The organism is Pseudomonas flexibilis (assembly GCF_000806415.1).
In the GTDB taxonomy this organism is placed as follows: domain Bacteria; phylum Pseudomonadota; class Gammaproteobacteria; order Pseudomonadales; family Pseudomonadaceae; genus Serpens; species Serpens flexibilis.
In genome coordinates this window covers 1-12,516 of the sequence record NZ_JTAK01000005.1, presented here as the reverse complement: position 1 = coordinate 12,516, position 12,516 = coordinate 1, and the positions used below count along the sequence as shown (strand labels likewise).

11 protein-coding genes are annotated in these 12,516 nt (G+C 63.6%); 6 read left to right on the top strand and 5 right to left on the bottom strand.

Annotated features, from left to right (window positions below; translation table 11 throughout):
* Nucleotides 1-60: 60 nt before the first annotated feature.
* From PT85_RS12320 to PT85_RS12300, 5 genes are all read right to left on the bottom strand, one after another.
* Nucleotides 61-1,047, bottom strand: coding sequence for a Bug family tripartite tricarboxylate transporter substrate binding protein (locus tag PT85_RS12320; RefSeq protein ID WP_039562665.1), 987 nt, complete (start codon nt 1,045-1,047; stop codon nt 61-63).
* An 85-nt stretch (nt 1,048-1,132) separates the two neighbouring features.
* Nucleotides 1,133-2,365, bottom strand: coding sequence for a CaiB/BaiF CoA transferase family protein (locus PT85_RS12315; RefSeq protein WP_039606802.1), 1,233 nt, complete (start codon nt 2,363-2,365; stop codon nt 1,133-1,135).
* A 73-nt stretch (nt 2,366-2,438) separates the two neighbouring features.
* Nucleotides 2,439-3,641, bottom strand: a complete 1,203-nt coding sequence (locus PT85_RS12310) for a 3-oxoadipyl-CoA thiolase (RefSeq protein ID WP_039606801.1) — start codon at nt 3,639-3,641, stop codon at nt 2,439-2,441.
* 24 nt (nt 3,642-3,665) lie between these two features.
* Nucleotides 3,666-5,195, bottom strand: coding sequence for a 3-hydroxyacyl-CoA dehydrogenase (locus tag PT85_RS12305; protein ID WP_039562661.1), 1,530 nt, complete (start codon nt 5,193-5,195; stop codon nt 3,666-3,668).
* A gap of 2 nt (nt 5,196-5,197) precedes the next feature.
* Nucleotides 5,198-5,983, bottom strand: a complete 786-nt coding sequence (locus PT85_RS12300) for an enoyl-CoA hydratase (protein WP_027591723.1) — start codon at nt 5,981-5,983, stop codon at nt 5,198-5,200.
* 251 nt (nt 5,984-6,234) lie between these two features.
* Between PT85_RS12300 and PT85_RS12295 the strand changes: the two genes are divergently transcribed.
* The 6 genes from PT85_RS12295 to PT85_RS18060 all read left to right on the top strand — a co-directional run bounded on the left by PT85_RS12295 (nt 6,235) and on the right by PT85_RS18060 (nt 12,478).
* Nucleotides 6,235-7,083 (top strand): IclR family transcriptional regulator, encoded by an 849-nt coding sequence (locus PT85_RS12295; protein ID WP_027591722.1) that lies wholly within the window; start codon nt 6,235-6,237, stop codon nt 7,081-7,083.
* Between the two features lie 64 nt (nt 7,084-7,147).
* Entirely contained in the window at nt 7,148-8,302 is a 1,155-nt protein-coding gene (locus PT85_RS12290) for an acyl-CoA dehydrogenase family protein (RefSeq protein ID WP_039606800.1), read from the top strand.
* Between the two features lie 92 nt (nt 8,303-8,394).
* Complete coding sequence (locus PT85_RS12285) at nt 8,395-9,678, top strand: MFS transporter (protein ID WP_039606799.1); 1,284 nt, start codon at nt 8,395-8,397, stop codon at nt 9,676-9,678.
* Nucleotides 9,679-9,917: 239 nt separating this feature from the next.
* The gene (locus PT85_RS12280) at nt 9,918-10,967 is read left to right on the top strand and encodes an alkene reductase (protein WP_039606798.1); all 1,050 of its coding nucleotides are present in this window, start codon (nt 9,918-9,920) and stop codon (nt 10,965-10,967) included.
* Nucleotides 10,968-11,529: 562 nt separating this feature from the next.
* A complete protein-coding gene (locus PT85_RS17795) occupies nt 11,530-12,114 on the top strand; it encodes a DMP19 family protein (RefSeq protein ID WP_074467557.1) in 585 nt (194 codons plus the stop codon).
* Between the two features lie 103 nt (nt 12,115-12,217).
* Entirely contained in the window at nt 12,218-12,478 is a 261-nt protein-coding gene (locus PT85_RS18060) for a hypothetical protein (protein WP_156143285.1), read from the top strand.
* Nucleotides 12,479-12,516: the final 38 nt, after the last annotated feature.

Here is a 12,516-nt window from a genome sequence, read left to right as displayed (position 1 = left end):
CGTCTACCAAGTCAGACAGGGGGCGCCGCGTACCGCGACGCCCCGTGGAGCTCCAGGCGCTTATTCGCCGAGGCCGGTCGCCTCGACCAGAGCGGCCCACTGGTTGATGTCGCGTTCGACCATGGCCTTGAAGGCATCGCCCGATTCCTTGCCGGCAATCGCACCCAGCTGCGGCAGGAAATCGTTGAAGGCCTGGCTCTGCATGACGTTGTTCACCGCCACCTGCAGCTTGCCGTAGGCCTCGTCGGACATCGAAGCGCTGCCGATCAGGCCGAACCAGGCGGAGGTCGCGAAGTCGCCCAGCCCGTGGGCGACGCCCGCGGCCTTGACGGTCGGCACTTCCGGCAGGAACGGCGAGGGCTCGTTGGTGGTGACCGCCAGCACGCGCAGTTGACCGGACTTGATCATCGGGTAGACGGTCGGCAGGTTCTCGAACGAGAAATCCACGTCACCGGCCAGCAGCGCCGGCAGCGCCTCGCCACTGCCACGGAACGGCACGTGGGTCATGTTCGGCGCGCCGATCTTCGACTTGAACAGTTCACCGGACATGTGGATCGAGCTGCCGATGCCGGGCGAGCTGTAGGAAGTCGCCTCGGTCTTGGCAGCCGCAACGAACTCTTCGAAGGTCTGGTATTTGCTCTTGGCCGGCACGACCAGCACGTTGGGGATGTCGATGACGTTCTGGATGAAGCGGAAATCCTTCACCGGATCATACGACAGCGGATAGAGGCTGGCACCCACGGTGTGTCCCGGGGAGGACATCAGCACGCGGTAATCGGCATCGCGCTTGGACACACGGGCCAGTTGCGCGGTGGCGACCGTGGTGCCGGCACCGGGACGGTTCTCGACGATCACGGTGACGCCCAGCTCGGTGCCCAGCAGGTCGGCCACGCGACGGGACAGGATATCGGTGGTGCCACCGGCGGCGTAGGGAACCACCAGGGTGACGTTCTTGGCGGGCCAGTCCGCGGCCTGGGCGCTCGTGCCCATCAGCGGAAGGAACACGGCAGCACCTGCCGCCATCAGCATTTTCATCAACGGTTTCATATTGTCTCTCTTGTGGTTGCGTGTTGCTGACCCGGTCGCGTCGCTACACGACCGGGGACTTCCAGCTCAGGCAGTGAGCCAGCGATTACTTCAGCTGCTCGATGACTCCCTTGTCCTTGAGCAGCTCCAGGGCTTCGGCGGACAGCCCCAGGCGGGTGCTGAGCACCTCGTCCGTGTGCTCGCCGAGCATCGGCGCCGGCCGCTTGTACTCGACCGGGGTGTCGGACAGCTTCACGGGGCTGCCGACCATCCTGAAGTCCGGGTTCTGGGCGTGCGGGATGTTGACCAGCATGTCGCGGGCCAGCACCTGCGGTTCGGCCAGGGCGCGGCCGATGTCGTTGATCACACCGACCGGCACCTTCACGGCGTGGATCTTCGAGACCCAGTTGTCGGCGGTGTCGGTGAGAAAGTGCTCGGACAGGATGCCGACGATGACGTCACGATTGCGCACGCGGTCGGCGTTCTTGGTGAAGCGCAGATCCAGCGGCAGCTCCGGCAGGCCGATGGCGTCGCACAGGGCGACGAACTGGGTATCGTTGCCGCAGGCGATGATGAAGTCCATGTCCTTGGCGGTGAACACCTGGTACGGAACGATGTTCACGTGGGCATTGCCCTGGCGGCCCGGCGAACGGCCGGTGCTCAGGTAGTTCTGGCTCTGGTTGCCCAGCGCCGCCACCTGCACGTCCAGCAGCGCCATGTCGCAGTGCTGGCCGCGACCGGTCTTCTCGCGGGCCAGCAGCGCGGCCTGGATAGCGATGGTGGAGTACAGGCCGGTCATCACGTCGGCCACGGCCACGCCCACCTTCTGCGGGCCGGCGCCGGGCACGCCGTCCTTCTCGCCGGTGATGCTCATCAGGCCGCCCATGCCCTGGATGATGAAGTCGTAGCCCGGCTCTTCGGCGCGCGGGCCGGTCTGGCCGAAGCCGGTGATCGAGCAGTAGACCAGGCGCGGGTTGAGCTTCGACAGGCTTTCGTAGTCCAGGCCGTACTTGGCCAGCGAGCCGGCCTTGTAGTTCTCGATCAGCACGTCGGAGGTGGCGGCCAGTGCACGCACCAGCTCCTGGCCTTCCGGCGTGGCGATGTTGATGGACACCGACAGCTTGTTGCGGTTGGCGGACTGGTAATAGGAGGCCTCGGCGCTGTTCTCGCCTTCCGGGGTCTTCATGTACGGCGGGCCCCAGCCACGGGTGTCGTCACCCACGCGCGGACGCTCGACCTTGATCACTTCAGCGCCCAGGTCAGCCAGGATCTGGCCGCACCAGGGGCCTGCCAACACACGACTCAGGTCCAGTACCCGAATCCCACTCAATGCACCCATGTCTCTTACCTTTTCAACGCGGCCGGCGGGCAAGGCCGCCGACCTGGTTTAAATGGCCGAAAGGGCCGTGTGCTCAGACGCGCTCGATGACCATGGCCAGGCCCTGGCCGACACCGATACACAGGCTGATGACCGCGTAGCGCTTGCCGCTGCGCTGCAGTTCGCGCGCGGTGGACAGCGCCAGACGGGCACCGGAGGCGCCCAGCGGGTGACCCACGGCGATGGCGCCGCCGTTCGGGTTCACGCGCGGGTCGTCGAAGGCGACGCCCAGGCCCTTCAGGCAGCCCAGCACCTGGGAGGCGAAGGCTTCGTTGATCTCGATGATGTCCATGTCGGCCAGGGTCAGGCCGGCGCGGGCGACGGCCTTGTTGATGGCCTCGACCGGGCCGACACCCATGATGCGCGGCTCGACGCCGGCGGCGGCCGCCGACAGGATGCGCGCCATCGGCGTGAGGCCGTGCTTCTCGCCGGCGGCCTGGCTGCCGATCAGCAGCGCGGCGGCACCATCGTTGACGCCCGACGCGTTGCCGGCGGTGACCACGCCGCCCTCGAACAGCGGACGCAGCTTGGCCAACGCGGCCAGGTCGGACTGCGGACGCGGATGCTCGTCCTCGGCAATGATTGCCGGCGGAGTCTTGCGGCCGGTCGGCACGCTCACCGGGAGGATTTCCTCGGCGAAGAAACCGGCCTGGCGGGCCGCTTCGAACTTGGCCTGGGAGGCGGCGGCGAAGGTGTCAGCCTCTTCACGGCTGATGCCGAAGTCACGGGCCACGTTGTCACCGGTCTCCGGCATGGTGTCGTTGCCGAACTGGGCGATGATCTTCGGGTTCGGGAAGCGCGCGCCGATGGTGCTGTCGTACACGGTGAAGTCGCGGCTATAGGCCTTCTCGGCCTTGGCCATGACGAACGGCGCGCGGGACATGCTTTCCACGCCGCCGGCGACGAACAGCTCGCCTTCATCGCAGGTGACGGCGCGAGCAGCGTCGATCACCGCGGCCAGGCCGCTGGCGCACAGGCGGTTGACGGTCTGACCGGGCACGGTGACCGGCAGGCCGGCCAGCAGCACGGCGTGGCGGGCAATGTTGCGGCTGTCTTCGCCGGCCTGGTTGGTGTTGCCCAGGATCAGGTCGTCGACGGCAGCGCCGTCGATACCGGTGCGGGCGATCAGCTCGCGGATCACGTCGGCGACCAGGTCGTCCGGGCGCACCGGCGCCAGGCCACCGCCGTGGCGACCGAAGGGAGTACGCAGGCCCGCGTAGATGTAGGCGTTGAGCATGTTGAAACCTATATAGAAGAAGGATTAGACGGCGGACGGCTCAGCCTGCCGCAGCGACAGGCCCAGTTGGGCACGGCGGCGCAGCCAGGGGCTCGGGCGGTAACGCGGGTCGCCGGTCATGTCCACCATGCGCTCCAGTATGGTCAGCAGGCGACGCGGACCGAGACTATCGCCCCAGGCCAGCGGACCCTGGGGGTAACCCAGGCCCAGGCGCACGGCCTGGTCGATGTCTTCGGGGCTGGCGATCTGCTGCTGGGCGATGTCGCAGGCCAGGTTGACCACCATGGCCAGCACACGCTGGGCCACGAAGCCGACGCTGTCACGGATCACGGTCACGCCCACGCCATCGCGGGCGAACAGCGCATGGGCGGCGTCGCGCATGTCGGGACGAGTGGCCGGAGTCATCATCAGGGTGCGGTGACGGGACAGGTCGGTGAGCAGATCGATACAAACGGTGCGCGCCGCATCCACGCCGAAGCAGGTGGCGGCGGTGGTGGCGTCATCGCCATAGGGCGCGATCAGGCACAGGGCCTCGTCGGAAGGACGCTCGCCCTCCTCCACGCGGGCACCGAGCGCTTTCACCAGCGCCACCAGCTTCTGCTGGTCCCCGGCGTTCTCGCTCATCACCCACACCGGCGGCAGCTGCTCGACGGTCGGCACCGGCTGCGGCTGCGGCGCGTCGACCATCTGGCCGTTCTCGTAGCGGTAGAAGCCCTGGCCGACCTTGCGGCCGACGCGGCCGGCCACCAGCATCTGGCGGGTCAGCGGCGAGGGACGGTAGCGGGGGTCGTGATAGAACTGGGTGTAGATGGATTCCATCACCGGATGGGAGACATCCAGCGCGGTCAGGTCGAACAGCTCCAGCGGGCCCATGCGGAACCCGGCGCCTTCGCGCAGGATGCGGTCCACATCACCCTTGGGCGCCACACCCTCGCCGAGGATCTTCAGGGCCTCGGTGCCGTAGGCACGGCCGGCGTGGTTGACGATGAAGCCAGGGGTATCCTGAGCGCGCACGCCGGTGTGGCCCATGCGCTTGGCCAGGTCCAGCAGCGCGTCGCTGACGGCGGGTTCGGTGGCGATGCCGTCGATGACTTCGACGACCTTCATCAGCGGCACCGGGTTGAAGAAGTGGAAACCGGCCACGCGCTCGGGGTGCTGGCAGGCTGTGGCGATGGCGCTCACCGACAGCGACGAGGTATTGGTCGCCAAGATGCACTCGGCATCCACGATGCCTTCCAGCTGGGTGAGCAGGCCGCGCTTGACGTCAAGGTTCTCGACGATGGCTTCCACCACCATGTCGCAACCGGCCAGCTCTTCGATTCGGGTGACCGGCTTGAGCAGCGCCAGGGCCGCATCGGCGGATGCCTGGGTGATCTTGCCCTTGGCCACCAGCTTGGCGAAGGTACCCGCCAGGTTGTCGCGGGCGGCCTGGGCCGCGCCTTCGCGGGCGTCGAACAGACGGACTTCCACGCCGGCCTGGGCGGCGATCTGGGCGATACCGGCGCCCATCACGCCGGTGCCGACCAGCCCCATGATTTGGATCGAACGGGCCATGCTTACTCCCCGCGATAGGTAGGTTTGCGCTTCTCGAAGAAGGCGGCGGCGCCTTCCTTCTGATCGGCGGAATCGAACAGCAGCTGGAACGCCTTGCGTTCCAGGGTCAGTGCGCTGTCCAGCGGCAGGTCGGCGCCAGCCAGCATCACTTCCTTGATCTGTTGCACGGCCAGCGGCGGCAGTGCGGCAATTTCGCTGGCCAGGGCCAGGGCGCGGGCCAGGGTCTGATCATCCGGCACCACTTCGCTGACCATGCCGATGGCCAGCGCTTCGGGAGCCTTGACCATGCAGCCGGTCAGAGCGATGCGCATGGCCTGGAACTTGCCGACCGCGCGAACCAGCCGCTGGGTGCCACCGGCGCCCGGCATCAGGCCGAGCTTGACTTCCGGTTGGGCGAATCGGGCGGATTCACCGGCGACGATGATGTCGCAGTGCATCGCCAGCTCGCAGCCGCCGCCCAGGGCGAAGCCGTTGACCGCCGCGATGACTGGCTTCGGGCAACGGGCAATTGGGTCCCACAGCAACTCGGTGTGACGGCCATACATCTCAATCGGCGAGGCGGTTGCGAACTCTTTAATATCCGCACCGGCCACGAAGAACTGCTCGCCCCCGGTCAACACGATGGCGCGGATGTCATCGCGCCGGGCCAGCGCCCGGAAGTGTTCGGCCAGCTGATGACGAACGGCCGAATTGAGCGCGTTCTTGGCTTCGGGACGGCTGATGCGCACGACGGCGACGCCGTCGACGGGATACTCCAGCAGCACGACTGGATCGGTGGATTGGCTCATCTCTGCTCCGGTTCTGACCATGCAGCAATGTCCGCTATGCGAAATTGCATTTCACGTTTCGCCAGAATGATAGGTTCGAAGTTCGTTTTCTGTAAATGTCACTCCTCGGACCTACGACTTTGGTCGAACGAAACCGCTGCAATTTGGCCAGCAAACCGGGGAAAATCCGCCAAGCTCGCGGCTCTTGCTCAATGTCCGCTATGCGGAATACAATTTCGAAAATTTGATTTTAGGAAAATGGAGGCTCTACCATGCAGCGCAAGATCAGGGATCGGTCCCCTGAGCAGGAGACCGGTTCGGACGTCGAACGGGTGCTGCTCGACCCGATGTCCGCCTTCGAAGAGGAGGAAAAGGACCGCCAGTTCGTCACGGCGCTGGCCCGTGGCCTGGAGCTGCTGCGCTGCTTCAGCCCGCGCGAGAGCGTGCTGAGCAATCAGGAGCTGGCCCGCAAGGCCAATCTGCCGAGGCCGACCGTGAGCCGGCTGACGTACACCCTGACGCGCCTGGGCTACCTCAAGCAGTTGCCGGGTGGGAAATACCAGCTGGACGTCGGCGTCATGTCGTTCGGCTACGCGATGCTCTCCAACCTGTCGATCCGGGCGGTGGCGCATCCGTTGATGGAGCAGCTGGCCAACCACGCCAACGCGGCGGTGGCCATGGCGGCCCGGGACCGGCTGCAGATGGTTTACCTGGACGTGGTGCACGGCCAGGGCAACCTCACGATGCGCCGCCAGGTGGGTACCCACCTGCCCCTGCATCTGAGTGCGGCGGGACGCGCCTGTCTGGCCGGACTGCCAGAGAGCGAATGCGACTTTCTGCTGGACCACATCCGCACGCGACACGCGGAGGACTGGCCGAAGATCCGCAAGGGACTGGAAAAGGCCTTCCGGGACTACGCCGACTACGGCTACTGCCTGTCGATCGGCGAATGGCACCGGGATGTGAATGCCGTGGCCGTGCCCATGGTGCACGCGCAGCACGGGCTGCTGGTGTTCAACTGTGGCGGCCCGAGTTTCCAGCTCTCGCGCGAAAAGCTGGAAGAGGACATCGGACCGCGACTGGTCCACATGGTTAGCAACATCGAGGCCAGTACCCGCTGATAGCGACGCGGGTCATGCCTCGTCGATATGACACGTCCGACTGATCGGACCCCGAGGAGTACACATGATCCGCGATCCGGAAACCCTGCAAATCCTGCTGGATACCATCCGCCAGTTCGTCAACGAAACCCTCATTCCCCGTGAGAATGAAGTGGCCGAAACCGACGAGATGCCGGCCGATATCGTCCAGCAGATGAAGGACCTGGGCCTGTTCGGCCTGACCATTCCGGAGGACTTCGGCGGCCTGGGCGTCACCATGGAAGAAGAGGTGAACATCGCCTTTGAACTGGGTCGCACCTCCCCGGCGTTCCGCTCCTACATCGGCACCAACAACGGCATCGGCTCCATCGGCATCCTGCTGGACGGCACCGACGAGCAGAAGGCCAAGTACCTGCCCAAGCTGGCCGCCGGCGAGTTCCTCAGCTCCTTCTGCCTGACCGAGCCGGATTCGGGTTCCGACGCCGCTTCCCTGAAGACCACCGCCGTGCGCGATGGCGACTTCTACGTGATCAACGGCACCAAGCGCTTCATCACCAACGCCCCGCACGCCGGCATCTTCACCGTGATGGCCCGCACCAACCCCGAGATCAAGGGCGCGGGCGGCATCAGCTCGTTCATCGTCGAAGCCGGCACCCCCGGCGTCACCGTGGGCAAGCGCGACCACAAGATGGGCCAGAAAGTCGCCCACACCGCCGACGTGATCTTCGAGAATGTCCGCGTACCGGCCGAGAACCTGATCGGTGGCAAGGAAGGCGTCGGCTTCAAGACCGCCATGAAGGTGCTCGACAAGGGCCGCTTGCACATCGCCGCCCTGTCCGTGGGCGCCGCCGAGCGCATGCTGGCTGACTCCCTGCAGTACGCACTGGAGCGCAAGCAGTTCGGCCAGGCCATCGCCGAGTTCCAGCTGATCCAGGGCATGCTGGCCGACAGCAAGGCCGAAATCTACGCTGCCCGTTGCATGGTCCTGGACGCCGCGCGCAAGCGCGACGCCGGCCAGAACGTCAGCACCGAGGCCTCCTGCGCCAAGATGTTCGCCACCGAAATGTGCGGCCGCGTGGCCGACCGTGGCGTGCAGATCCATGGCGGCGCCGGCTACATCAGCGAATACGCCATCGAGCGCTTCTACCGCGACGTGCGCCTGTTCCGCCTCTACGAAGGCACCACGCAGATCCAGCAGGTGATCATCGCTCGCAACATGATCCGCGAAGCGCAGCGCTGATCCTGGCCGGATGTCCATGCCCGCCCCGCGGCATGGACATCGCGGGCGCATGGCGCCCGCTCCGCTCCATCCGCATTCCATAGGTTTCCTTCATGACCACCGCAACCACCGCACCGACGGGCCTGTCCGCCCCGCAGAGCAAAATCTGGATCATCGTTTTCATCTTCTGCTTCCTCGGTCTACTGATCGACGGCGCGGACCTGATGCTCCTCTCCTACAGCCTCACCAGCCTCAAGGAAGAATTCGGCCTGACCAACCTGGAGGCCGGCAGCCTGGGTAGCTTTACCCTCGCAGGCATGGCCATCGGCGGCATCTATGGCGGCTGGGCCTGCGACCGCTTCGGTCGCGTCAAGACCGTGGTCTGGACCATCGCCCTGTTCTCGGTCGGTACCGCAGCCCTGGGCCTGACCCAGAGCTACTGGCAGTTCGCATTCTTCCGCTTCGTGTCCTCCCTGGGCCTGGGCGCACTGTACGTGGCCTGTAACACCCTGATGGCCGAATACGTGCCCACCAAGTACCGCACCACCGTGCTGGGCACCCTGCAAGCCGGCTGGTCCGTGGGCTACATCGTGGCCACCCTGCTCGCCGGCTGGCTGCTGCCGACCTATGGCTGGCGCTACCTGTTCTACGTCGCCATCATCCCGGTGCTGCTGGCCATCTTCATGCAGCGCCTGGTTCCCGAGCCGGCCGCCTGGGTCAAGGCCAAGGCCGAGCAGGCCAAGAAGCTGGCCGAAGGCGTGAAGGACACCGCTGCCGCTCCGGAAAAGCGCGAAAGCGCCTACAAGATGATCTTCGGCGACCGTCAGGCCCGCAGCATGTTCATCTTCTGGTGCCTGACCGCGGGCTTCCTGCAGTTCGGCTACTACGGCGTGAACAACTGGATGCCGGCCTACCTGCAGACCGAAATGGGCATGAACTTCAAGTCCATGACCGCCTACCTGGTCGGCACCTACACCGCGATGATCCTCGGCAAGATCCTGGCCGGCATGGCCGCGGACAAGTTCGGTCGCCGCGCCGTGTACGCCTTCGGCGCCATCGGTACCGCCGTGTTCCTGCCGATCATCGTGCTGTACCACAGCCCCGACACCATCCTGTGGATGCTGGTCGTGTTCGGCTTCCTGTACGGCATCCCCTACGGCGTGAACGCCACCTACATGACCGAGTCGTTCCAGGCCAAGTACCGCGGCACCGCCGTGGGCGGCGCCTACAACATCGGTCGTATCGGTGCGGCCATCGCCCCGGCCGCCATCGGCTTCCTGGCCACGCAGTACTCCATCGGCCTGGGCTTCCTGGTGATGGGCGCGGCCTACTTCATCTGTGGGGTGATCCCTGCCCTGTTCATCAAGGACAAGCAGTTCGACCCGCAGAAGCAGTAACCGAGTGATCCCTGCGCGGCTTCCATGCACAGCCGCGCAGCCCACGCGAACACCCCGCCGGCCTGCGCCGCCGGGGTGTTTTTTATTGGATGCACCCACCCCCGTAGGCTGGTCAACGCAACGCGTTGGCCACCGGACGAACCACCGGTTCCCTCGGCTCCATGCACCCGTCCCTTGCAAACCCCCACCCCGCCCCCATCTTCCTGCCATCCTCCCAACCGGAAATACAGGGATCTTCCATGCCCACCCTTTTTACCCCCGTCACCCTCGGCGACCTCGCCCTCAACAACCGCATCATCATGGCGCCCCTCACCCGCTGCCGCGCCGACGTCGGCCGCGTGCCCAGCGAGATGATGGTCGAGTACTACCGCCAGCGCGCCAGCGCCGGGCTGATCCTGACCGAAGCCACCTCCGTCACCCCGATGGGCGTCGGCTACCCGAACACCCCCGGCATCTGGAGCGCCGAACAGATCCAGGGCTGGCGCAAGGTCACCAACGCCGTGCACGCCGCCGGCGGCAAGATCGTCCTGCAGCTGTGGCACGTGGGCCGCATTTCCGATCCGATCTACCTGGACGGCCAGCTGCCGGTCGCCCCCAGCGCCCTCAAGCCGGCCGGCCACGTGAGCCTGCTGCGCCCGAAGAAGGACTATGAAACCCCGCGCGCCCTGGAAACCGCCGAGATCGCCGGCGTGATCGAAGCCTTCCGCAAGGGTGCAGAAAATGCCAAGGAAGCCGGCTTCGACGGCGTGGAACTGCACGCCGCCAACGGCTACCTGATCGACCAGTTCCTGCAGAGCCGCACCAACCAGCGCACCGACGCCTACGGCGGCCCGGTGGAAAACCGTGCCCGCCTGCTGCTGGAAATCACCGACGCGCTGATCGGCGTGTGGGGCGCCGGCCGCGTCGGCGTCCACCTCGCCCCGCGCGGCGACAGCCACGACATGGGCGACGACAACCCGGCCCAAACCTTCGGCTACGTGGCGCGCGAACTGGGCAAGCGCAAGATTGCCTTCATCTTCACCCGCGAGAAGGACGGCGAAGACAGCCTTGCTCCGCAACTGAAGCAACAGTTCGGCGGCGCGCTGATTGCCAACGAAGGCTTCACCAAGGACCAGGGCAATGCCTGGCTGGCGGCCGGCAAGTGCGATGCGGTGGGCTTCGGTGTGCCCTTTATTGCCAACCCGGATCTGGTGAAGCGGCTGGAGCTGGATGCGCCGCTTAATGAGCCGAAGTTCGAGACCTTCTACGGGTCGAGCCCGGAGGGGTATATCGACTACCCGACGCTGTAAGGCGTAGGTGCGACAAAAAGCCCGGCCTGGAGGGATTCAGGTCGGGCTTTTTTGTGGGTGGACAGAGGGCGCAAAGAAATAGTAGCGTCGCGCCATCAACGCTTGGATTAGATTGCGTTCGGCCTAACACGCAACGGAGTGCGTAATCTATTGATTTCAAAGAAATAGTAAACAGGAAGAACGATTAGTTTTGGGAGTTATACGGAATGCCGTCTAACTCCGTTATAAAGGAATTCCATCTAATCACTGTTTCCCAGACAATATGACGCAATGTAGTAGGTGAACTGTAAATGGCAAGGAATCAGGGTGGCGGAAAGCCGAAAAAGCAGCTATTCCGCTGTATAGAGACTCGGGCGGGCATAGCGTAGCTATGAGCGACCCGAGTCTCTATACAGCGGTGCGCCGAAGTTTTTCGATTTTCCACCGTCCTGAGTTTTCATTGCATTTACATGCTCTGCTGCGCAGAGCGGTGTGTATTGCTGGACAACCAGTCGCTAAGTCACACACTCGTGCAAGCACGAGTGGCGCTTAGCTCCGTACGTTATGCACTCAAAGGTTCGAGATGAGCGACAAGATTCCATGTACAGAATGCGGAGCAATGGTTTTGCCAAGTACGGCTGAGCGTACAGGCGGGCTTTGCATGCCCTGTAAAAATGGTACCCGTAAGAACATTGAACAAGCTAAAGAGTATTACAAAAGAGAGCGAGAACTGGATAAAACCTGCCCTTTCCGTGCGTTGTGGAGAGAACTTGTCGATAAAGTCTACAAGCAAGAAGGTGGCTTTGGTGCTCTGTCGGACGACGAAAAGTTGTATTACTCCGTTAATACGCTCGGCGGCGAAGTCTACAACGGAGGCTTTGTTCAATATTTCGATAATTCTTCCGGCGAGCACTATCGTAATGCAGAGCTTGGGCTTGTTCGTTTGGGAGCAACCAACTCTTTAAGGTTATTACGCAAAGCCAAAGAAGAGCTTATAGGCCATGGTCCTGTTCCACAGGATCAAGCTGAGCGTTGGGCGGCAATCAGAAAACGCAGCGATGAGCCAGATCTAGATAGTTTGGATACAGAATTTTATAAAGACCCAGACCAGCTTGATAAAAAATTAGAGAGCTTCGCAATTGAGGTTGGGTTGGTGAAAAATGCATAACAAACGGCTGCACAGGACAAATTTCCGCCGTCACCTTTTGTGCAAAAACACGCACAAAAGCCGCCATCAAAAATTTGCTCGGTGAGCCGGGCGTTAAGTGCCTATGAAAATTAGCGAATATCGACATACAGATGGGCATCGCCGCTGGGAGCTCTCTTACGAGGAAGTTGTCTTCGTTCTTTTAAATGAAGACGCACCTGCACCTTACAATTCAGAACTGCTTGCCTTCAGCAAGCTAAAGCTCTTGTGGCGTTTGTCGCCCCAAACAAAAGGCGGCTACGATTACATAGTTAATGTATGGATTAAAGGTGGTGAGGTTTACGGAGGCTGTTTTTCTTGCAATGAACATAAGTCCGATATTTAATCGGGTACAGTACTAGAAACGCATTCCATCTAATAAGT

What these genes read in the sequence shown, in the direction of transcription:
- PT85_RS12320 (WP_039562665.1), bottom strand. Translation starts at nt 1,047, where the DNA reads ATGAAACCGTTGATGAAAATGCTGATGGCGGCAGGTGCTGCCGTGTTC.
- PT85_RS12315 (WP_039606802.1), bottom strand. Translation starts at nt 2,365, where the DNA reads ATGGGTGCATTGAGTGGGATTCGGGTACTGGACCTGAGTCGTGTGTTG.
- PT85_RS12310 (WP_039606801.1), bottom strand. Translation starts at nt 3,641, where the DNA reads ATGCTCAACGCCTACATCTACGCGGGCCTGCGTACTCCCTTCGGTCGC.
- PT85_RS12305 (WP_039562661.1), bottom strand. Translation starts at nt 5,195, where the DNA reads ATGGCCCGTTCGATCCAAATCATGGGGCTGGTCGGCACCGGCGTGATG.
- PT85_RS12300 (WP_027591723.1), bottom strand. Translation starts at nt 5,983, where the DNA reads ATGAGCCAATCCACCGATCCAGTCGTGCTGCTGGAGTATCCCGTCGAC.
- PT85_RS12295 (WP_027591722.1), top strand. Translation starts at nt 6,235, where the DNA reads ATGCAGCGCAAGATCAGGGATCGGTCCCCTGAGCAGGAGACCGGTTCG.
- PT85_RS12290 (WP_039606800.1), top strand. Translation starts at nt 7,148, where the DNA reads ATGATCCGCGATCCGGAAACCCTGCAAATCCTGCTGGATACCATCCGC.
- PT85_RS12285 (WP_039606799.1), top strand. Translation starts at nt 8,395, where the DNA reads ATGACCACCGCAACCACCGCACCGACGGGCCTGTCCGCCCCGCAGAGC.
- PT85_RS12280 (WP_039606798.1), top strand. Translation starts at nt 9,918, where the DNA reads ATGCCCACCCTTTTTACCCCCGTCACCCTCGGCGACCTCGCCCTCAAC.
- PT85_RS17795 (WP_074467557.1), top strand. Translation starts at nt 11,530, where the DNA reads ATGAGCGACAAGATTCCATGTACAGAATGCGGAGCAATGGTTTTGCCA.
- PT85_RS18060 (WP_156143285.1), top strand. Translation starts at nt 12,218, where the DNA reads ATGAAAATTAGCGAATATCGACATACAGATGGGCATCGCCGCTGGGAG.